At 34.3% G+C, this 23,395-nt stretch carries 14 protein-coding genes and 1 tRNA gene; 8 read left to right on the top strand and 7 right to left on the bottom strand.

Going from position 1 to position 23,395, the window contains the following annotated elements:
• Nucleotides 1-126: 126 nt before the first annotated feature.
• Together AC2A1G_RS13670 and galK are read right to left on the bottom strand one after the other, a co-directional pair.
• Nucleotides 127-1,185, bottom strand: coding sequence for a UDP-glucose--hexose-1-phosphate uridylyltransferase (locus AC2A1G_RS13670; protein ID WP_484047468.1), 1,059 nt, complete (start codon nt 1,183-1,185; stop codon nt 127-129).
• Nucleotides 1,172-2,356 carry a galactokinase gene (gene galK, locus AC2A1G_RS13665; RefSeq protein ID WP_484047467.1) on the bottom strand — a complete coding sequence of 395 codons (1,185 nt, stop codon included), beginning with the start codon at nt 2,354-2,356 and terminating at the stop codon, nt 1,172-1,174. Before galK ends, AC2A1G_RS13670 begins: the two co-directional genes overlap by 14 nt.
• Nucleotides 2,357-2,712: 356 nt before the next feature.
• Here galK and AC2A1G_RS13660 point away from each other — a divergent pair, with 356 nt between their 5' ends.
• Nucleotides 2,713-3,711, top strand: coding sequence for a GntR family transcriptional regulator (locus AC2A1G_RS13660; RefSeq protein ID WP_484047466.1), 999 nt, complete (start codon nt 2,713-2,715; stop codon nt 3,709-3,711).
• A gap of 154 nt (nt 3,712-3,865) precedes the next feature.
• Here the strand turns inward: AC2A1G_RS13660 and AC2A1G_RS13655 are convergent.
• Nucleotides 3,866-3,939: transfer RNA gene (locus tag AC2A1G_RS13655), tRNA-Arg, on the bottom strand.
• 47 nt (nt 3,940-3,986) lie between these two features.
• Here AC2A1G_RS13655 and AC2A1G_RS13650 point away from each other — a divergent pair.
• Genes AC2A1G_RS13650 through AC2A1G_RS13640 form a run of 3 tightly spaced genes read left to right on the top strand, consistent with a single transcriptional unit; the run spans nt 3,987 to nt 7,766 of the window.
• Nucleotides 3,987-5,033 (top strand): ABC transporter substrate-binding protein, encoded by a 1,047-nt coding sequence (locus AC2A1G_RS13650; protein ID WP_484047465.1) that lies wholly within the window; start codon nt 3,987-3,989, stop codon nt 5,031-5,033.
• A gap of 40 nt (nt 5,034-5,073) precedes the next feature.
• Entirely contained in the window at nt 5,074-5,718 is a 645-nt protein-coding gene (gene mtgA, locus AC2A1G_RS13645) for a monofunctional biosynthetic peptidoglycan transglycosylase (RefSeq protein ID WP_484047464.1), read from the top strand.
• 29 nt (nt 5,719-5,747) lie between these two features.
• Complete coding sequence (locus AC2A1G_RS13640; RefSeq protein ID WP_484047463.1) at nt 5,748-7,766, top strand: recombinase; 2,019 nt, start codon at nt 5,748-5,750, stop codon at nt 7,764-7,766.
• Here AC2A1G_RS13640 and AC2A1G_RS13635 read toward each other — a convergent pair.
• The 4 genes from AC2A1G_RS13635 to AC2A1G_RS13620 form a co-directional block, all read right to left on the bottom strand.
• Entirely contained in the window at nt 7,744-8,040 is a 297-nt protein-coding gene (locus AC2A1G_RS13635) for a hypothetical protein (RefSeq protein ID WP_262152464.1), read from the bottom strand. The genes AC2A1G_RS13640 and AC2A1G_RS13635 overlap by 23 nt on opposite strands.
• A gap of 72 nt (nt 8,041-8,112) precedes the next feature.
• Nucleotides 8,113-8,490 carry a four helix bundle protein gene (locus AC2A1G_RS13630; protein WP_484047462.1) on the bottom strand — a complete coding sequence of 126 codons (378 nt, stop codon included), beginning with the start codon at nt 8,488-8,490 and terminating at the stop codon, nt 8,113-8,115.
• Nucleotides 8,491-8,592: 102 nt separating this feature from the next.
• Entirely contained in the window at nt 8,593-9,672 is a 1,080-nt protein-coding gene (gene recF, locus AC2A1G_RS13625; protein WP_484047461.1) for a DNA replication/repair protein RecF, read from the bottom strand.
• A 59-nt stretch (nt 9,673-9,731) separates the two neighbouring features.
• Nucleotides 9,732-10,496 (bottom strand): UbiA prenyltransferase family protein, encoded by a 765-nt coding sequence (locus tag AC2A1G_RS13620; protein ID WP_484047460.1) that lies wholly within the window; start codon nt 10,494-10,496, stop codon nt 9,732-9,734.
• A 19-nt stretch (nt 10,497-10,515) separates the two neighbouring features.
• Here AC2A1G_RS13620 and AC2A1G_RS13615 point away from each other — a divergent pair, with 19 nt between their 5' ends.
• From AC2A1G_RS13615 to AC2A1G_RS13600, 4 genes are all read left to right on the top strand, one after another.
• Nucleotides 10,516-16,386, top strand: a complete 5,871-nt coding sequence (locus AC2A1G_RS13615; protein WP_484047459.1) for an alpha-2-macroglobulin family protein — start codon at nt 10,516-10,518, stop codon at nt 16,384-16,386.
• A 9-nt stretch (nt 16,387-16,395) separates the two neighbouring features.
• Complete coding sequence (locus tag AC2A1G_RS13610) at nt 16,396-22,272, top strand: alpha-2-macroglobulin family protein (protein WP_484047458.1); 5,877 nt, start codon at nt 16,396-16,398, stop codon at nt 22,270-22,272.
• A gap of 159 nt (nt 22,273-22,431) precedes the next feature.
• Nucleotides 22,432-22,821, top strand: coding sequence for a lysozyme inhibitor LprI family protein (locus AC2A1G_RS13605; protein ID WP_484047457.1), 390 nt, complete (start codon nt 22,432-22,434; stop codon nt 22,819-22,821).
• Nucleotides 22,822-22,922: 101 nt separating this feature from the next.
• A complete protein-coding gene (locus AC2A1G_RS13600) occupies nt 22,923-23,378 on the top strand; it encodes a DUF1569 domain-containing protein (RefSeq protein WP_484047456.1) in 456 nt (151 codons plus the stop codon).
• Nucleotides 23,379-23,395: the final 17 nt, after the last annotated feature.

The raw sequence follows: 23,395 nt of genomic DNA, 5'->3' as shown, positions 1-23,395 counted from the left end.
TGATTTTTATTAGCTAATGATTCAACAACTTTATGCGACCTTAAATATCCTAAACCTTCTGTTATAAAAATTTTCACACTCATTACTTTTAAATTTTATAATGCGATTTTTGATGTCGAAACTTGGTTAATTTCTATTTTTATAATGTACCAAAGGAAGATTTTTCAAGATTTTTGCGCTTTGCTCAGGAGTAATATCGCGTTGTGCTTCTGCAAGAAGTTCGTATCCTACCATAAATTTTTTCACAGTTGCCGAGCGTAATAACGGTGGATAAAACATCATATGGAAATGCCACTCAGGATGTTCCTCGCCATCTGTTGGAGCCTGATGAATGCCGGCAGAATATGGGAATGAAATCTGAAAAAGATTATCATATTTTACGGTATTAATTTTCAGGATTTCTGCGAAAGCAACTTTTTCTTCTTCGGTAAATTCAAGAATATTGCGGATATGTCTTTTGCTCACAATCATAGTTTCGTACGGCCAGACAGCCCAAAACGGCACGAGAGAGACAAAATGTTCGTTTTCATAAACGATCCTTTCTCCGCTTTCCAACTCTTTTTTTAAATAATCCATTATGAGAGAAGATTGATGCTTCTGATAATATTTCTGAAGATTCTCCTGAGTTTTTGCGACTAACGTTGGTATGCTGGATTGCGACCAGATCTGCCCGTGCGGATGTGGATTGCTGCATCCCATTACACTTCCTTTATTCTCAAATATCTGCACGTGGTTGATATAATCGAGTGCACCAAGCGTTCGAAATTCATTCTGCCAGACTTCGATGACTTTTTTCAGATCATCGACAGACAATTCCGGAATCGTAAGGCTATGATCTTCTGAGAAACAAACAACACGGTTGATGCCCCGTTCCGGCTTTAGTTTAAAGAAATCATCAGAATTTGTTTCTGCCGAATTCCACTCGATCTCATCTTTTAGAAGTGCCCCAAAATCATTGTCAAACACATAAACACCTTTGTAATCTGGGTTTATATCACCGTTGACTCTGTGGTTTCCGGCACATAGATAGCAGCTCGGATCGTGCGTAGGGAGCATTTCTTCATTAATCAATTCCTGTTGTCCCTGCCAAGGCCTCTTGGACCGTTGTGGGGAGACAAGCACCCACTCTCCAAGTAAGGGATTATATCTTCTGTGAGAATGGTCTTTATAATTAAATGTTGACATTGGTTTCGTATTTTAATGTTCCTTCAGAAATTTTTACGGGATAAACTTTGAGATCGATATTGAATTCTTTTTTATACACTTTTGCAATTTTTTGTGCTATTCTTTCAGATTGGTCTTGTCGCACCAGGTTAATTGAACATCCTCCAAAACCTCCTCCCATCATTCTTGATCCCAAAACACCATCCAATTTTAATGTTTCATTCACCAAAAAATCCAGTTCTTTACAGCTCACACCGTATTGTTTTGAAAGTCCGAAATGCGTCTGGGTTAATAGTTTTCCAAGAACATCAAAATCGCCCGTTTGAAAAGCAACTGCAGCCAATCCTACACGTTGAATTTCTTCTATCACAAAAATGCATTTATCGTATATTGAGTCTCCCAGTAAATGTCTGATCTGTTTTGGCATTTCTACATTGACATCTCTCCAATTTTTGACTTCTGTAAAATTGTGCTTTATTAATTCAAGTCCTTTTTCAACCTCCTTTCTTACGACATTGTATCCGCTTGCCAACAAAGAATGTTTCACGCAGCTGTCGAAAAGAATTAACGAATTTTCTCCCAAATCAGCATTGTAATATTCGTATTCTAAGGTATCGCAATCCAATTTCAATACTTTATCTTCTTTACCAAAAACAGAAGAAAACTGATCCATAATTCCACAATTTACACCTGCAAATGTGTGTTCTGCTTTCTGACTGATAAGGGCAATTTCTTTTTTTGAAAAATTCAAATCAAAAAGTTGATTTAGAGCAAATGCAAAACCGCATTCTAAAGCAGCAGATGAAGATAGCCCTGCGCCAATTGGAATTGTACTGCTAAAAGCCAAATTAACTGGCCCTATTTTTTTACCTCTTTCTTGTATTTGATTGATAACGCCCAAAAGGTAATTGGTCCAAGAAATGTCTCCTGAAGGTTGCAGCTTCTGCCAATGATCCAACGTATAATGATCGTCCAGATCAATGGCAAAAAAATGGCTTTTCTCTCCCTCTTCAATTTTTGAAATCGAAATACATATATATTTATCAATAGCAGCAGGAAGTACAAAGCCATTGTTATAGTCTATGTGTTCCCCAATAATATTGATTCTACCTGGAGATAGAACTGTTATTGAGGAATCTGTACCATAATGTTCCCTGAAGATTGTATTCGTTTTATTTACGAGTTCAGTCATTGTAGCATAATATGTATATAAAAAAGTGTTTCTGAAACTTCAAAAAAATCGTTGATTTTCTTTATCAATGAAATTTCAGATTAACATTGTTTTTAATTAAATTTCATTTATCCTTAAATCTTTTATAAAATCACTAAAATGCATCTCTACAATGTGTTTTTATTTTATAATATCAATATTAAAATCAAAATCAGTATTCGTTTTCTTTAAAAAATTGTTTGTAAAATTCTAATTTACAATGATTTGTGAATTTTTATTTAAATTAATATTAACAGATGTTTAAATCTAAATAACTTTGTGTAATTTACATACCAGTACCTACCAGTTTTTAGAATTAGCCTACTAGATTAGTCGTAATGAAATTAATTAACATCAACAAGGAAAGTTTAATACCTATCTATCAACAGATAATAGAAAGTGTTGAAGATGCTATAAGCAGCAAAAGATTATTCCGCAATGACAGGCTTCCATCTGTAAATAAAGTCTGTCTGGAACATCAAATTTCGCGAGATACTGTCTTATTGGCTTACGAAAAGTTAAAACAGAAAGGAATAATAAAATCAATACCTTCCAAAGGCTATTATGTGAAAAGAGAAGAATTTAACTATGATAAAAATTATTTTGTTTTGTTTGATGAACTCAATTCATTTAAAGAAGATCTTTTGATGGGATTTATGAAACCTCTTAATAACAAAGCACAGGTGGATCTATTTTTCCATCATTTCAATTTCAGTGTTTTTAGAAAACAGATTTTGGATAATATGGGAAATTATTCAAAATACATCATAATGCCCGGAAATCTTGAAGGCGTAGAGGAGGTGATTGCAAAACTCCCTGAAAAAGATGTGTATATCATCGATCAGATGAGAGACTCTTTGCGCCAATACTCAGGAATTTATCAGAATTTCATTACGGACATTTACAGTTCTTTCGAATCCTCTCAGCACATCATAGAAAAATATAGTCATTACATTCTCATTTTCCCTGGTGATAAAGAGCCTGCTGATATGGTAACAGGTTTTACAAAATATTGTGAAACGGTTAAAAAGAAATACACAATTATTCCGTCTTTAAAAGATTTCAAATTAGTAAAAGGACAATTGTTTCTAATCCCCAATGACAGACAGTTGGTGGAAACAGTGGAGAAATGTAAGTTAAGAGGTCTGAAACTTGGAAAGGATATTGGAATCATTTCTTATAATGAAACACCATTGAAAAAAGTAGTGGAAGATGGAATCACAACGCTTTCAACAGACTTTTCCGAAATGGGAAAGAGGCTCTCGGAAATGGTTTTAAAAAATGAAAAAGTACAAATAGAAAATCCCGTAAAATTAAGAATTAGAAATTCCATTTGAATTATTTAAATGCAATTATATGAATATGTCAATCAAGTACTTTAATTTAAAAGTGATATATAAGTATATTTAGCATTTCAAAAAGTGGAAATTTATTGAAATACCCTAAAAAAATGGCGCCAACTGTCTTCAGATGGCGCCATTTGGCTGTTTGTGACCTCGACAGGATTCAAACCTGTAACCTTCTGAGCCGTAATCAGATGCGCTATTCAGTTGCGCCACGAGGCCTTGTTTAAAGGTTTGCAAATATACAAATTTTTTGTTTTCTTTGAAATATGAAATCGAAAATTTTAATATTAATTGCCTTTTTATCGCTAATTGGCTGTAAAAGAGAACAAAAAATTACGCCCGAGAATTGGCAGAAATTGTCTCAGCGTACACAAATCAAAGATGATTCTGAGAGTTTTGAACTTAAGGCGGGAAAATTTAACTATAATTTTAAAAAAAGTGAGCTTCCCTTTAAAAAAATTATCGTCCTTAATGCAAGTATGATTGGTTACATTTCTGAATTGGAGGCAGAAAATCAAATTATCGCAGTTTCCAGTCCGGAATATATTTATTCGAAGAAAGTGCAGGATTTGGTGAAATCAGGGAAAATTCAAAATGTTGGTAACGACCAAAAATATGATGTCGAAAAGATACTTTCTCTGAAACCAGACGCTATTTTCACCAATCACATTCCCAACTTTGAAAATACATATGAACTTCTGAAAACCAATGGAATAAAAGTTATTTTTCTGGATGAATATTTGGAGCAAAAACCTCTTGAAAAAACTTCTTATCTGAAAATTTTTGGAAAACTTTTAGGTAAAAACGATGTAGCCGAAAAGAAATTTAAAGAGATTGAGAAAAATTATAGTGATTATAAAAAATTGGCAGCATCTGCAAGTTCAAAACCTAATGTTTTAGCCAATGAAATGTACGGAAATGTCTGGTATATGCCGGGCGGAAAAACTTCTATAGCAAATTTTATTTCTGATGCCAATTCCAATTATATTTTAAGTAAAAATACAGATGACAAAGCAGTTAACATGAGTTTTGAAGAAGTGTATGCCAAGTCAAATTCAATCAATTTTTGGGTAAATGCGGGGAATCATTTAACTAAGAAAGAAATGCTGCAAATCAATCCGTTATATTCAAAATTAAATGTTTTCAACAAAGGAAAAGTGTATGCATTCAGTGCAAAGCAAACTGCTACAGCCAATGATTTTTTTGAAAGTGGAGTAGTACGTTGCGACGTGGTATTGAAAGATTATATCAAGATTTTTCATCCAGAATTATTTCCGGATTATCAGTTGACTTACTTCAAAGAATTGCAGTAACCTCGCAGTATTTGTTTACTTTTGTATTAGTTTTTAGCTTATGTGGAAAAGAATTAAACAGTTTATATTCATCATACTTCTTTTGAATGTGTTTTTCATCATTTGGGGGAGATTTTTTAATGCTCCAATTACCATTACGCAGATTGGCGGTTTAATACAATACGGAAAGCTCGACAGAGACTATATTTCTTACGATGAAATGGGTTCAAATGTGAAAAAAGCCGTCATTGCATCCGAAGATCAAAAGTTTTTTAACCACGATGGTTTCGATTATACCGCAATTGAAAAAGCGTACAAAAGTAACGAACAGGGAAAAAAAATACGCGGTGGAAGTACAATTTCTCAACAGACTGCAAAAAATATTTTCCTTTGGCAGGGCAGAAGTTGGGTGAGAAAGGGCTTGGAAGCGGTTTACACTTTCGTAATCGAGAAAGTCTGGTCTAAAGATATTATTTTGGAACGTTACCTGAATTCAATTGAGATGGGACGTGGTGTTTTCGGGGTTGAAGCCGCTTCAAAATACTATTTCGGGAAATCTTCTAAAGATTTGAATCAGTCGGAAGCTGCCTGGATAGCTGCTGTTTTGCCAAATCCTAAAAAATATGATCCTAAAAATCCATCAGCTTATCTTAGTAAAAAGCACAGATGGATTATGAGACAGATGAAAAATATCAGTTTGAAATAAAGTACTGCTGATCATAAAAATACATTGATTTGAATAGTAAAAATTTTAGAACAGTTCTTTCCAAATACTTTTCTTTTGAAAATGAAACGAAGTCGCTGGAACCTCTTGCGGAGTTTCTGGAAGCTATCCGAAAGTCTGATTTTAAAGATGTTTTAGCTTATTTCAGGTCTAATGACGAGCAGCTAAGTCACTTTTCTCAATACATCAGAAATATTTTTTCAGAAAGACCTTTCAATTTATCCCTTACCGAGGCCAATATTTTATCTGAGAATTCATTTTTTTCAGAGTTAAGAAAGAGAACTTTAAATAAAATTCTGCCTTCTGTGGAGCATGAGCAGACGGTTTGGTATCTCATAGACAACATCAGCGTAAGACCAAAAAAAGATCTTGAATACTTTCACAATATTCCTGAAAATGAACTTGATGAGTTTCTACAGCTTTTGAATATTTCAGATTTTATTAAAAATGAAAAGGTAAAAAGCGAACTTATTTTTTCCATGAATATCTTGTCTTGGCGGGTTACAGGAATGGCTTTGGAGGTTGACGTGGTGAGGATGGCACCTGAATACAGAAATTTTGATAATCCATTTTTAGCGCTTCAAAACGAGCTTGAAGCTTTGGCTGAAGAATTTAAAGTTAATCCTAAACTTCAGCTTTCTTCGAAGGACAGTCGTTTCAAACAGATAAAAATTTATATTGAGCAATGTCTGGATTTTGTTAATATTTCATTTAAAAACTCATCAAAATATGGAATCTCAGGAAAAATCAATCAATCTCTTCTGAAAATCAGACAGCAGACCACAAGAATTTTCGAAATTGCAAATCTTTTGGTGATTGACTCTGAAAAAGATTATTTATTAAAATCTAAACAATTGATATTTAATATTTTATCTTATAAATCTCATAAAAATAATATTGCTGAACTGTTCAATGACAGCACACGACTGATTTCACATTTAATTACCAATCACACGGCTGAAGCGGGGAGTCATTACATTACTGCAAATCGTAAGCAGTACATGAGCATGTTCTACAAAGCCAGCGGTGGCGGGATTATTGTCGGTGCGCTCTGCGTCTTAAAAATGCTGTATGGATTTATGCCCGGAAGCGACTTTTTTCATGCATTTTTGTATGCCATGAATTATGCGATGGGTTTCATCATGATTTATCTGATGAGTTTCACATTGGCAACCAAACAGCCTGCTATGACGGCCGCAACGATGACCAAAGTACTCTCGGAGCAGGGAAATTCACAGAAAAATTATACCGAATTTGCAGATTTGGTTTCCAGACTATTCAGAAGTCAGTTTATAGCATTTGTAGGAAATGTTTTATTGTCTTTCCCGATTGCGTTGGCGATTATTTACGGTTTGGATGTTTTTTTCTCACAAAATTTAGCTGTAGAAAAATCAGATAAGCTTTTGAAAGATTTGGATCCTTTTCAGTCTAAAGCCATTCTTCATGCGAGTATTGCGGGATTTTATCTGTTTATTTCGGGAATTATCTCAGGAAATATTGCAAACAATTCTGTTTTTTATCAAATTCCTGATAGAATTGCAAAGAATCTGACCATTAAAAGATGGTTCGGAGCAAAATTTGCCAAAAGTCTTTCAAAATATTACGCTAAAAACTGGGCTGGGATTATTTCCAATTTCTGGTTTGGTGTCTTTTTGGGAGCTACGGCACCCATCGGGCTGTTTTTCGGACTTGATCTGGATATCCGCCACATCACGTTTGCTGCAGGAAACTTCGCTTTAGGACTTTACGGCAGAGACTTTTCGATAGACGGCTACACTTTCTGGCTTTCGTTTTTTACCGTTTTCATGATTGGTTTTTTCAACTTTGCGGTGAGTTTTGGTCTGTCAATGTTTTTGGCATTCCGTTCAAGAAAACTGAATCTGGGTGAAGTGAGAGATATTTACCGTGAAATTTTCAGATATTTTCTGCGTCGTCCGCTCAGTTTTTTTATTCCGATGCGTTCTGTTTACGACAGAAAATCTGATGCCTTAATCAGCAACAGCATTCCTACAAAATCTGAAGATCATTAAATTTTTCTTCCCCGAATTTCTCCTGAAATTTCTTTAGAAAAAAACTTTTTCTCATCTGAAAATCGTGCTTCAGCAAAGGAGAATTTACTTTAATGGAAATAATTTTGTCATCCAGATTTACAGATTTAATTTCATTGAATAAGGCTTCATCCAGATAATCTTCAAGGAAATCTTTAATTTCAAAAGCCACCAGTTTATCTTCAAAACCATGAATTCTGGCGAAAGATTTTACCAGTTCCGAGGATTGAAATTCACGTTTTTTGTTCTTTCTCATTTGTTTCGGGGTACGGGATTCGAGTTATGGGTTATGGGATTCGAGTTATGAGTTGCGTGATTCATGTTATGATTATTGGTCTTTGTTTTCGTTCCAGTGTTCTTTTACCCATTTTTTATAGTTATTAATTTTTCCTCCAAGAATATTATATTGCTCTTTAAGATTCATAAATTCTTTGGCAATTTCAGGATAGAGAATAGTAATTTTCTCTAAATGATTAATTGTTTCATCGTTACTGGCGTGGCAAAATACCAAAAATCTGTAGTATTCATTTTTATTACAAGACCTGCCATATCCTTCAACAATACTTGTAATTACGGAATCTGAAGATCTTCTTAATTGACTACCCAATTCATACAACTCATATTTTGGAAGTAAAAATGAAGCTTTATGTGCTTTCGGAAAAAGGTCGAAGGCAATTTTGTAAATGTCTAAATTTCGGTAACTCATCTTATTTATGTTTGGAAATAAAATTAAATCAAAAACAGAACCGACAAAATTAAAAAGTCTTTTGTTTAAATATTTACCGAATCCCGTATCCCGAAACCCGTATCAAATATCAAAAATTTTAGATTCCTCATTAATTCGCTTCACTACATTTTCCGTACGTTCGCGATGCGTATCTGTAATAAAGATTTGCCCGAAGTTTTCCTGATTTACAAGCTCAATCAGTTGCGAAACGCGATTGTCATCAAGCTTATCAAAAATATCATCGAGCAGAAGAATCGGTGTTTTTCCGGTCAGTTCTTTTATTAAACTCATCTGAGCGAGTTTTAATGAGATTAAAAACGATTTTTGCTGCCCTTGAGAACCGATTTTTTTAATCAAAACTGAATTCATTTCAAAAAGTAAATCATCTTTATGAACTCCTTTGGACGTATAAGTCAGCATTCTGTCGCGGTCTAAGCTTTCCTTCAATAAATTTTCAAATGACTCCTCAAGCAAATGAGATTCATATTTTACAGATACAGTTTCTTTACCGCCGGAAATAATATTGTAAAAATTCTGAACAATAGGATAGAGTTGAGAAACAAATTCTTTCCTCTTTTCAAAAATTTTTGTGCCTGATTTTACGATAGGATCATCATAAATCTCAAGTGAATCTTTGTCCCACGTTCTGTTTTTGGCAAAGTATTTCAGCAAAGCATTCCGCTGCTGAATGGTTTTTTGATATTGAATTAAATCAAAAAGATACGAAGAATCGGTTTGTGAAATCATTGAATCCAGAAACTTTCTACGGCTCTCTCCGGAATCTGAAATTAAATTGGAATCGTACGGAGATATCATCACGCTTGGCAAATAACCTATGTGATCAGCCATTCGGTCGTAACTTTTATCGTTTTTCTTAATGACTTTTTTGGCTTCTCTTGGCTGAAGAATTTTAATAATATCTTCAGAATCTTCATTTTGAATTTCCGCTTCTATTGTAAAGAAATCTTCATCATTCAGAATATTATTCAAATCGCTGTTTCCAAGGAAGCTTTTTCCGACCGAAAGATAGTGAAGTGCATCAAGAATATTGGTTTTTCCAACACCGTTATTTCCTACAAAACAGTTGATTTGCGGGGAAAGAGCGAAGTGCTGCTCTGCATGATTTTTAAAATTATAGAGGGTAAGTTTGTTGATGGTCATTTTTGAAAACTCTTGATGAGATCTAAAATTTGGAAAGGTTTTTTCTTGTGTACCAAATTTTAGTAAAGGTAAAACATTTCAGACAGAATTAAAAACAAAAGGGGCAATCCCGAGCAAAGCTCAACCCAGAAAGAATAATAAGAATCCCGGTTTGAATTTTCAGAAAAGTAGATGAGGATGAAGGTTGAAATTAAGGTTAAAAAAAAGCTTATAGAAAAGTTTAGTTTTAAATAAAATAAACTTAAAATTGTCGCTGAGAAAACCAGAAAGTAAGCTAAATATTTGGTATTCTGAACCCCGATAAGCATCGGGAAAGTCTTCACTGTATCACTTTTCATATCCCGAATGTCAAACGGCAATACCAAAGCGGTAATAAACAGAAAACTAATCAGAAAAATGGGTAAACTGAATTCGGGTAGTGTAAGCCAACAATTCATTAAACCCCAGATCAAACCCACGTAAAATACTTTCAGTAAAGGGATTTTTCTAATGTAAGTTTCCAGAAAAAATGAGTTGTAGAGCAATCCAAGAACGACGATTACAAACCATTTCAGCAAGCGTATTTCATTATGATTTAAAATAATTAAAACTGCTGAAGCGATGCCTGCAAGGCAATTGAAAACCAAAATTTTGGGGAAATATTTCGTTTTTTGATATTTTGTGTAAATATAGCCGCTGAAATAAGTAATGAAAATCAGTGCAACCGTCGGCCAGCGAAAGGTTTGCTGTTCCAACATGAAAAATACTGCAAAAAAAGTTCCCATCAATGAGACAAATATTTGACTGTCGATGACGTATTTTTTCAGTAATTTTAAAGCATTCATTCAGACAAAAATAAGACCTATGAAAACCATATCCAAATGTCTTTTACTATTATTTGTATTTTTCACAACTTCGATCTTTGCTCAGAATTATTATGAAGAGCAATGGAAGAAAATTGCGGAAGGTTACAAAAACGGAGAATTTAAATCTTCACTTCCGCTGATTATCGATATTCAGAAGAAAGCAATCAAAGATAAAAATGCTCCGCAACTCATCAAATCTTTGCAGGCAGAATTTGGAATTTATAAGGAAACGCATGACGATACAAAAAATGATTATGCATCTGCGTTTTTTGCAAAAATTAAAGAAACCGAAAACCAACTGAAAAAAGATGATCTTTTGTTTTTTAAAATCCTTGAAATTGAATTTTTTGAGGAATATTTCAACCGTACAAGGTATCAGATTCAGCAACGGACCAATACAGCAGACGGAAAAATTTCTGAAATTGAAACGTGGACAAAACTCGACTATAAAAATCATTATACCCAAAAGTTTGCAGAACTTTCAGCACTCGATAATCAACTTAAAAAAGTAAAACTTGAATCTTATAAAGAAGCGCTTGGCGAGAACGCTGATTACGATTATTATCCAACTTTGTGTGACTGGAAATTAAAGAAAAATATAGACTTTCTGAATAATGAAAGCATTTTCACAAAAGATGAAGTAAAAGAAAACCGTTCGGTAATAAGATCTTTGTTTCAGAATTTAATTAGTTTCAACAAGGGAAATCCGCAGCTTTATTTTCAACATCAACTTTTAATTTTTGAAAACAGCATAAATACGGATGAACAGTTTCTGAAAAAACAGATCGATCTTATAAATTCTCCCGAAAAAGGTGAGTACAAAATTTTAGTTGTCAAGAGAATTGCAGAAGAATTACAGAGAAAATCTGAATACAAAGAAGCCATCCGCTGGATCGAAAAAATAAAATCTGAATATCCTAATTCTAAGCTTTTGAGCAACCTTGATTATTTAGAGAATAATATCAAAAGTCCTTTTGTACAGGTTTTTTACGAAGAACACAATATCCCCGAAAAACCAATGCATCTGGTGGCAACGCATAAAAATGCACACCGCTTTGAAATAAAAATTTATAAGGTTAATGATTTTAAAAATCAGTTGCTCTATTTGCAAAGCCTAGATTATGCAGAATATTACAAAAAAATCGATAAAACCTTAGTAAGAACTGACATTTTTGAACTTCCAAATCAAAAAGATTACAAAAATTATTCAACCTCACTGGAAATGAAAGGGCTTCCAAAAGGCCTTTACATCGGAGAGCATATCAATGGGGGAGATGTTTCCAAGTTTCTGTTTGTTTCTACTTCGTCAAGGGTAATTTATGATGAAAAAAAAGATTATATTCTGGTTGAGAGAGAAACGGGGAAGAGAAAAATTAATACAAAACTTCATAAGTATGCTTTCACGGATTATAAGAATACAAGTGAAGCAGAAGTTTTGATCCAGACCGATAATTTTGCCAGATTTGCTTCTGTTAAAGGATATCACCGTGAGTATCCCTATTTAATTTATGATGCTGTTTCGGGAGATTTTAATATTCTAAATTCTGTTTATGAAAGAGATGATGACTACAGAAGTCACAACGATTTGTACCAGGTTTTTCTTGACAGAGAAATTTACAGACCCGGACAGACCGTTCATTTTAAAGTGATTGCTACAAGGCCTGATTTTGAAAAACGCAAAGATGTCCTTTTGCCTAATCTGGAACATGAAGTGGTTTTGTATGATACTAATTATCAGAAAATATCTTCACAAAAGTTTAAAACCAATGATTTCGGTTCTTACAGCGGAAGTTTTGAAATTCCAAAGGACCGTTTAAATGGGAAGTTTTCACTTAATGTCAATAATTCTTATTCGAACGGAAAATATTTTTCTGTAGAAGAATACAAAAGACCAAAATTTGAAATCACATTTGATACCATTAAAAGTGAATACAAATACGGTCAGACCATTGAACTGATTGGAAAAGTTACCACGTTTTCTGGAGTTCCGCTCAGTAAAACGATGGTAAATTTTGACATTAAAAGAGAAAATATCCGAAACCGTTATTTCTGGTGGTATCCTGCAGAATACAGTAATGAAAATACAGTTTTAGGAAAGGTTGAAACAAATGAAAAGGGAGAATTTACCATTAAAATTGATCCAAAAAAAGATGAAAATGTAAAAGGAATTCAGGTTCATAATTATAAAGTCAACACCACTGTTACCGACATCAACGGGGAAACCCAAAGTGCCGAAACTAATGTAAAAGTGGCTTCAGTTTCCCATTATTTAAAAACAAAACCTATTTCTGAAGCGTCTGCGAATGAAGATCTCAAAATAAAAGTTGAAAGCTTTAATTATAATGATATTGCACTCGATAAAAGCTATAAAGTAAAGTTGATACAGCTCAAACAGCCGGAGAGGATTTTGAGAAATAATTTCAGAAATATGATTCAGAATCTTCCGAAAATGGGTAGAGATGAGTTTTTAAGCAAATTTCCTCACGACCGGTATGATAAAAAGGATGACCAGAAATATTGGGAGACTTTAAAAACGGTAATCAATGAGACAAAATCAGGCAAAGAGCTCAACTTTGGAAAACTTGATCCCGGTACTTACAGATTGTTGATTTATAATATTGAAGGCAAAGATTCCATCAAAACCGAGCAGGATTTCAGTGTCTGGGACAGAAGCCGTCTTGGGAAAAATCAGTTTCCTTTTTTAAAAATCATTGGTCCAAAGGCTGATGTGAAAAGAGGTTCGAAAGTGACGATTTATGCCTATACTGCAATTCCTGATGCAGAAGTCAACATTTACGTCCAGGATGGTTTCGGAGCTCCTAAAATGGAAACAAGGAAATTCTCAAACGGAATTTTGGTTTATCCACTTACAATTTCTTTAGATAAAAATATTGAAAAATATAATATTCAGTTCGTTCTGGCTCAGTACAACGATGTTCAAAATGAATACATTAATCTCAACATTAAAAATGAAGATCCACCTCTTAAAATTGAATTGACGACGTTCAGAGATAAACTTGAACCTAATTCCAAAGAAAAATGGAGCATCAAAATTTTAGGCAGAGAGAAGGAAAAGGTTGTTGCTGAAGTTTTAGCGAATATGTATGATAAATCGCTGGATAAATTTGTTCCAAACACCTATTCATGGACGAAAATTTATCGACCGAGAAACGTTTTCAAAGATTTTAATGTTGAGATTTATCCATCACAACTGTACTGGTATCAACAGGTTAAATATCTTGAAACCAAGCAAATAAATCTGCCGCAACTTAAATGGTTTGATGAAAATGTATTTTATGAATTATTAGTAAAATATGGTTTAACAACAGATATCGACGGCGACGGCGTTGATGATATGAAAGATGCCTGTCCAGATGTTCCAGGATTGGAAACGTACAATGGCTGTCCAGCACCGAAAACTTTGGCCGTTGAGGAAGTTGTGGCTATGGGTAACAAATCTGCCAGCCGTTTCGATAAGAACGATGCAGATGGAGTTTTAGATAAAGACGATGCACCGCCACCACCTGTGAAAGATGAAGATCTGGATAAGGTAAATCCGAGACAGAATCTAAATGAAACTGCCTTTTTCTATCCTCATTTAAAGACCGATGCCAATGGAAATGTAAGTTTTGAATTTACCACACCGGAAGCTTTAACCAAATGGAAATTAATGTTTCTCGCCCATACAAGAGACGACAGAAATGCTGTTTTGGAACAGGATATCATTACTCAGAAAAAACTTTCGGTTACTCCAAATTATCCAAGGTTTTTGAGGGAAGGAGATGAGCTTAGTTTCCAGACTAAAATTTCAAATCTTACTGAAAAGTCTTTGGATGGAAAAGTTTCACTTCAGATTTTAAATGCAGAAACCGATGAAGATATTTCATCATTATTTGGAATTACGGGTTCAGTTCAGGATTTTAAAGTTCAGAATACAGGAAATGCTGTAGCGAGCTGGAAAATTAAAACACCTTACAACAAAGTAAATTCCATCATCATAAAAGTCGTTGCAAAAGCAGGCGGTTTCTCTGATGGAGAGCAGATTCCAGTTGCGGTATTGTCTAACAGAATGTTGTTAACAGACGCAGTTCCGATTTTCGTGAAAGAAGGTCAAACCAAAACTTTTACTTTGGAAAGTCTTGCGAATTATTCCACGGGAACAGCAGAAAATGTGAGAAATACTTTAGAGCTGAAAACCAATCCGATCTGGGAAATTATTTTTGCCTTGCCGGATTTGAGTCAATACTTAAACATCAGTTCGGATGACTGGTTCAATACGTGGTTTGCAGATGTGGTCGGTACCGAAATATTTAAAGCCAACCCAAGAATGAAAGCCGTTTTTGATGAATACAAAAGCGCTGATTTGCTGAAAAGCAATCTTGAAAAAAATCAGGAACTGAAACAGGTTTTGCTTGAAGAAACACCTTGGGTCCTGCAATCTCAGTCTGAGACCGAAACGATGAACAGAGTTGCCCGACTTTTCGAGGTCAATCAGATGAAAAATTCTATTGCCAAAGACTGGAATATTTTACTGCGTTACCAAAATGGCGATGGCGGATTTCCGTGGCTTCCGGGATATGAAAGTTCATACAGCAATTCCTTATATATTCTTAAAAATTTAGGTAAGATGAATTCATGGCTGAAAGACGGAATCGGAGAATACCAACCGGGTGGACAACAATCGATGGTTGGGCGACTGATCGGCTATATCGATTCTCAATTAGAAAGATATTGGAGTGAAGAAAAAGACAATCCGTGGAGCAATTTTGCATTGGATTATCTGGATACAAGACGTTATTGGGAAAAAGAATATCCTATTTCAGGAAAAGGAGAAAGATTAAAACAAATGATCATAGACAGAGCTGATAAGTTTAAAGTAACGGATCTAACGTTTTACGGTGTTCATCGTGCAGCTCTGATTTACGATAATTACGGATTGAAAGACACCTCGAAAAAACTGATCAATTATTTAAAGGAAACCTCAGTTTCATCGGAAACACAGGGTGCTTACTGGAAGAAAAATCTCAACGACTGGGGCTGGTACGAATCCAAGGCTGTAAATCATGCCGGAGCGATTGAAGCTTTAGCCAAAATAGCACCGAATGATGTCGATTTTATTGAAGAATCCAAAATATGGCTGGCAACACAGAAAGAAACCAATTCGTGGGGGAACTCAAGAACGACGGCGGAGATCATTTACATCATGATGAATTCCGGTAAATCGTGGACAACGCCTGAAGCCGATAAAGCAACGGTGATCTGGGGTGGAAAAGAAGTTGCTCCACAAACCAAAACCACAGGATTTCTGAAACAGACCATCAATTCAGGTAAAATAGATCCGAAACTGGGTCAGGTTACGGTAACCAAACCAGGTCCGGGGATTGTTCAGGGCGGTTTGTTCTGGCAATATTATGAAGATATCAATAATGCAAAATCTACCGAAACGTACATTTCGATGACGAGAGAGTTTTACAAAAAAGTGAAAACTACAAATGGCGAAGAACTGCTTAAAATCACAGAAAACAGTCCGTTGAATGTTGGAGACCGCCTTACGGTAAGAATGATTTTGAACTCAGACCGACCGATGCAGTATGTTCATCTGAAAGATATGAGAGCCGCAGGATTAGAGCCTGTAGACGTGCTTTCGGGGTATCAGTATAAGAATAATTTAGGTTATTATCAGGCAACCAAAGATGCTTCAACCAATTTTTATATTTACTATATGCCAAAAGGGAAATACGTTTTTGAGTACGATCTCGTTTGTAATGCAGCGGGCAGTTTCTCCAGCGGATTTGCAACGCTTCAAAACTATTATGCTCCTCAAATGAATGCCCGCACAAAAGGCGATAAACTAGAAATTAAAAACTAAACATCAAATATGAAAAGCATTAAAATCATCCTGATTCTTCTGTGTTTTGGAATTTTTAATCAGATTCAGGCACAAAACTATTATGATGCCCAATGGAAAAAAGTTCAGGAAAACTCGAATGCAGGGAAGTTTAAAAGCAATCTTCCCATCATTACAGAAATACAGACACGTGCAATGAAAGAAAATAAAACGATTGAACTGATAAAAGCTCTGAAATCAGAATATGCAATCATCTTCGAAATCTCCCACAGTGAAGAAAATGATTTGGATTCAAAATTTTTTGCGAAAATAAGAGCTACTGAACAGCAGTTGAAGGGAGACGACAGGCTTTTCTTTAAAATTTTAGTTTCAAATTTTTTACACGAATATTACATTCACAATATCTGGAAGATTAACGACCAAACCAATATCAATCAACAGGACGTTTCTTCGATTGAAACCTGGTCAAAGCTTGATTTTAAAAACTATATTTCCAAATCGCATCAGGAGTTGGATCAGATGAAAGCTGAATTAAAAAAGATTGATTTTTCGAAGTATAAGAAAGTCTTTTATAATACTTCGTCTATCGAATTTTTCCCGACTTTATACGACTGGTATGCTTTGGAAAAGATTAATTTTCTTAAAAATCTCAATTTTTTCACACCAAACGAATTAGCTGAAAATAAAATTGAAATCAGTAAAATTTTGGATGAATTAATTGCTGCAAATACAGGAAATTCAAAACTGTATTTTTCTCATGATAAGATAGTTCAGGATTGTGTAAATACCAACTGCAAAAATAAGGTTGAGCAGCTTTACAAATTAGCAAATTCTCCTGTGGAAGGAGATTACAAAGTTTTGATCTACGAAGATATTGCTCAAACTCTGACTTTGGACGATAAGGAAAAAGACGCGCTTGCAGCAATTGAAAAAGCTAAAAAGGAATTTCCTAAATCGTCTTTTTTAAATAACCTTAAAAATATCGAAAACCGAATTGTAAATCCGTCTCTGCATATAACTTATGAAGACCAGACGCAGCCTAATTTGCCGATCCATTTTTCTGCGGAATTTAAAAATGTAGAAAATTTCAGTATTAATATTTATAAACCTCAAAACGTAAATGAGTTTTTCTCATACAAAAACAAAAATTCATTAGACGGTGTCAAAAAAGCATTGGTTAGAAAGGATGAATTTAAACTGAATAATCCTAAAGATTACAAAACTCACATCACTTCACTCGAAATAAAACCTCTTCCTGCGGGAATTTATTTTGCAGAATTTTTAGTTGAAAACGATAAAGAAAGTCTTAAATCTCAACATTTTTATTTTTTCGTTTCAGAAAACAAAATTCTTTATCAGACAAAATCTGATGAGGGAGATTTACAGAATCTTTTGAAATTGGTAAACAGTGAAAATGGTAATGTTGTTGGCGAAGAAAATCTTATCATTTATGAATTCTCAGGTGATAAAAAATTATCTGAAACGAAGCTTTTGACTGATAAAAACGGGATTTTTAAATTTCCATTATCCGAAAATAAAGAATTTTACAGAAATTATTTGATCCGCCAGCCAAAAACCAACAGTTTTCAGATGATGAGTGTTTACGGTCACGGCAGGAGTCAGTACACTCAGGAGAAAATTGCAAAGAAAGCACAGATTTTTACAGACAGAGCAATCTACAGACCTGGTCAAACAGTTTATTTTAAAGTAATCAACACTCAGATTGTAAATGATAAAGAATCTGTAGCTTCAAATACGAAACAGAAAATCAGTCTGATTGATGCAAATAATCAGGAAATAACTTCTCAGGAATTTCAAACCAATGAATTTGGTTCTTATCATGGAAGCTTTATTTTGCCCAAGGGTAAACTCAATGGCTCCTTCACAATTAAAACTGAAGGTTTTGCAGAATGGAACAAATATATTCAGGTTGAAGAGTACAAAAGACCTAAGTTCGAAGTTACTTTTGAACCCATAAAATCTGAATACAAATACGGAGAAACGCTTGAATTAAAAGGTAAAGCAATGATGTTTTCGGGTGTAGCATTAAGCAGTACAACCGTGAATTATGAAATTAAAAAACATAACATCAGATGGAAATATTTCCCTTGGTTTCCACATGATTATGATAACGAAAATTCAATTTTGGGAGATGTTAAAACCGATGACAAAGGCGAATTTACTATAAAAGTTGATTTAAAGAAAGACAACAGAATTGACGGTATTCAAATCGATAATTTCGCGGTGAATGCTTCTGTTACTGATATCAACGGCGAAACTCAGTCTGCAAATACAAATATGAAGGTTTCATCAGTTTCGCACTATATCAAAACGGATGAAATTAAAAATGTTTTTGACGATGAAAATGTAAAACTGAAAGTTGAAACTAAAAATTATAACGAGCAGAATCTTAAAAAATCGTATCAGATAAAACTTTCAAAACTGAAATCTCCGGAAAGGATTTTCAGAAGTAATTTTGAAGATTATACTCAGAATTTGCCGCAGTATTCCAAGGCAGAATTTATAAGCAAATTTCCGCACGACCGTTTTGATAAAAGTGATGATGAAGACAGTCAAAAACCTCAGTCGGTTATCTTAAGTAAAACTGTTTCAAAAAGCGAAGTCGAAGCTTCACAGGATCTAAGTTTAGGCAAACTTAAAACAGGAAATTACGAACTTGAATTATTTAATATCGAAGGAAAAGACACAATTAGAACGAAGCAGAATTTTTCTGTTTTCAGTAAAAAATCTGTCGGTAAAGAGCAAAATATTTTCCTTGAAATTGTTCAGCCAAAAACAGAGTTGAATCGCGGGGAAACTTCGGAAATTTATGTTTATTCTTCGATTCAGGATGCATCAGTCAACGTGTTTTTTCAGGATGGAGTAAATCCCGCTGTGAGCTCTGTTCATCAGTTTAAAAATGGAGTTTTAAAATTCCCCGTTACGGCATCTTTAAATGAGAAGATTTCCAACTTAAATGTTACTTTTCAGATGGTATCTTTCAATGATGTTCAAACAAAAACTGTTAATTTTAGTGTGGTAGATCAGTCAAAAAGCGTAACGATTGAAACGGTAACTTTCAGAGATAAAATAGAACCGAACTCTAAAGAAAAATGGACAGTCAAAGTTTCAGGAAACGATAATGAAAAAGTAAACGCAGAAGTGCTTGCGAATATGTATGATATGTCGTTGGATCAGTTCAATGTCAATAACTTCGATTGGAATACTTTAAAAATATCTTATGATGATTTTAAAAATTATTCTATGCAAAATAGTCTTCAGCAGGGATATTATGAAAAAAATTATAAATATTTAAGAGTAAAAAGCATTGGAATTCCTGAATTAAACTGGCTAAATTATTCTTTAGATGAAGATTTAGATTATCATGATGAGGAGCCAACTTCTAATCAGGGATACGCAGCTTCTCCACTTACAAAATCTGCTTCTCCTATCCGTAATCGGTTAGAAAGTGTTCGAGTGAATGATGAAGCGATTGACATTCTCAATTCCGGAAGATCTTTAACTCAAGCGGAATTAGCAAGATACGATGATAAAGTAGATCCATTAAAAATTCAGGAAATATTATCAAATACTGTTCCCGTTCGTCAAAACCTAAACGAGACCGCCTTCTTTTATCCCGATTTAAAAACCGATCAAGATGGAAATGTAAGCTTTGAATTTACTTCGCCGGAGGCATTAACCAAATGGAAATTAATGTTCCTGGCTCACACAAAAGATGCAAGAGCGGCAACTTTGGAAAAACAAGTCGTTACGCAAAAAGAATTTTCAGTAACACCGAATTATCCTAGATTTTTGAGAGAAGGTGATGAATTAAACTTACAATCTAAACTCTCGAATCTTACCGATAAAAAACTAAACGGAACGGCTCAACTCCAAATCTTAGATGCTTTTACCAATGAAGATATTTCTGATAAATTTGCTTTAAAATCAAGCATTCAGAATTTTGATTTAAAGGAAAAGGGAAATTCAGCTTTAACTTGGAAGATAAAAGTTCCGAATAATGTTTCGTCGATCATTTTAAAAGTCGTTGCCAAGGCCGGAAATTATTCTGATGGCGAGCAGAAAGCTGTTGCGGTTCTACCAAACAGAATGCTTGTCACAGAAGCGGTTCCCGTTTTTGTAATAGAAGGCGAAACCAAAACTTTTGAGCTTGAAAACCTTACAAATAACAGTTCAACTACGATTTCAAATGTTTCAAATACGTTGGAACTAACCACAAATCCGATCTGGGAAATCATGTTTGCGTTGCCAAGCCTTAAAAATGATCAGAACAATTCTGCTGATGTTACTTTTAATAAATGGTTTGCAGATGTTTTGGCATCGGAAATTTTTAAAGCCAATCCGAAACTTAAAACTGTTTTTGAAGAATATCAAAACAAAGGATTGTTAACTTCAAATCTTGAAAAAAATCAGGAACTGAAACAAATGTTGCTCGACGAAACGCCATGGGTTTTGGAAAGTAAAAATGAGACGGAACAAATGCAGAAATTAGCTTTGCTTTTTGATGCCAATACGATGAAAAATTCAATCAGTCAGGATTGGGATGAGCTAAAAAAACTGCAGAATCCGGATGGTGGTTTCTCTTGGTATCAGGGGTATCCTAGTTCGTATTCTACATCGCTTTATATTTTAAAAAATTTAGGCAAAATCAATCTTTGGCTGAAAGATAATGTGAAAGATTATCAAAATTCAGAGCAGAAAGATTTGGTTAAAAAACTGATTCAATATGTCGATCAGGAAGTTGGAAAATATGACGTGAAAAAGGAAAATGTGTGGACAAACTGGACATTGGATTACCTGAATGCCAGAAATTACTGGGAAAAAGAATATCCTTTGACCGGAAAATCTGCAACTTTAAAATCTTCGGTAAAAGAAAAAGCCAAAACAGCAAAAATCACAGATTTTACATTCTTCGGACTGCACCGCGCAGCTTTACTGATGAGTGATTACGGTTTGAAAGATGTTTCAGAAAAACTATTGACTTTTTTAAAGGAAACTTCGGTTGATACCAAAAATCAAGGTATTTACTGGAAACAGAATTTAAATGACTGGGGCTGGTTCAGCTCAAAAGTGGTGAATCACGCAGGTGCTTTGGAAGCTTTCAGTACATTAAAACCAAATGACCAGAAATTTATTGAAGAAATGAAAATCTGGCTGATCACTCAAAAAGAAGTGAATTCATGGGGGAGCTCCAGAGGAACTGCAGAAGTGATTTTCACAATCTTAAATTCAGGAAAATCATGGACGACAGCAGAAAGCGATAAAGCAACTGTTATTTGGGGAGGAAAAGAATTAAAACCTGAAACTCAGGCAACCGGTTATGTGAAATCTTCATTAAAAACGGACGTTGTAGATAAAAAATTAGCAACCGTTACCATTACAAAACCAGGAGCAGGAATTGTTCAGGGCGGATTATTCTGGCAGTATTATGATGATTTGGATAAAATAAAATCTTCCGAAAACTACCTTTCCGTGACCAAAGAATTATACAAAAAAATAAAAACGGTTAACGGCGAAGAACTGAAAAAAATCACTCCAGAAACTCCATTAAAAGTAGGCGATAAAGTTACAGTAAGAATGATTTTAAATACTGACCGTGCGATGGAATTCATCCAGATCAAAGACATGAGAGCGGCAGGTTTAGAGCCTTTAAGTGTCATTTCGGGTTATCAGTGGAAAAACAGTTTGGGCTATTATCAGTCTACAAAAGACGCTTCCACCAATTTCTATATTCAGTCGATGCAGAAAGGAAAATATGTTTTTGAATATGATTTGATTTGCAACGCATCCGGAGTTTTCTCAAACGGAATTACCACAATTCAGAATTATTATGCACCGCAGATGAATTCGAATACGAAAGGTGTCAAAGTTGAAATCAAAGAATAATTCTGATATATTTCTGAATTTGTAATAAATTAAAAATCATCGTGAGCTTATATAAGTGAAACGGCTTTGTGAAACTTAAGCGATTAGCAGAAGTAAATCTTTTGTGTACTCTGCGTTCAAGCTTTGCGTTATGATGTATTTAAATAAAAATATTTAAAAATGAAAAAAATAGTAGTCTTGTTTTCATTAATGTTGAGCTCATTTATTTTTGCTCAGACTCAGGCTGAAATGAATAAAACGGCTTATGATAATTATGCAAAAGCTGACAAACAACTCAATTTAGTTTACGGTCAGATTTTAAAGAAATATGCCAAAGATTCGGTTTTTCTGAAGAAACTGAAAGTCGCACAGAATCTCTGGATAAAATTTCGGGATGCTGAAGTTCAGATGAAATATCCGGAAGCTGATGCGAAAAATCATTATGGCAGCGTTTATCCCATGTGTTACAATATTTATCTTCAGCAACTCACCGAGCAACGCATTAATGATTTGAAAGTTTGGCTGAATGGCTATGATGACGGCGATGTTTGTAACGGCTCTGTAAAGTAATATTTGAATGAATTTTCAATTAAATCATCATTGAGTTTAAGTTTAAACTAAAAATTAAAACAAAAAAATAATATATTTGTTTCTATACAATTAATCAGACTATGGAAAACGTTTTCGACTCTAAAGACGCTCAGAATTACATCAATAGAATCAATAATCTCATCGAAGACACGCACGGAATGTGGGGAAGAATGACCGTAGATCAAATGTTGGCGCACTGTTGCGTTACTTATGAGATGGTTTATGAGCCTGAAAAACACAAAAAACCGGGAGCAATTGCAAAATTTATTTTGAAACAGTTTGTAAAGCCCAAGGTGGTAAGCGAGAAAGCCTATCCAAGAGATTCGCCTACAGCACCTCAATTTTTGATTTCAAACAGAAGAAATTTTCATGAAGAGAAAAAAAGACTGATCGGATTTATTCAGAAAACACAGCAATTGGGCTCTGATGCTTTTGAAGGAAAAGAATCTTTCTCATTTGGAAAACTTAAATCTCAGGAGTGGAATAATATGTTTGCAAAACACCTTAATCATCATTTGAGCCAGTTTGGAGTTTAAAAAAAATATAATCAGTA

The organism is Chryseobacterium sp. HNCC26DJ240 (assembly GCF_057180485.1).
The sequence above is the reverse complement of the archived record's forward strand: the minus strand, read 5'-3'. Positions and strand labels throughout refer to the sequence as shown.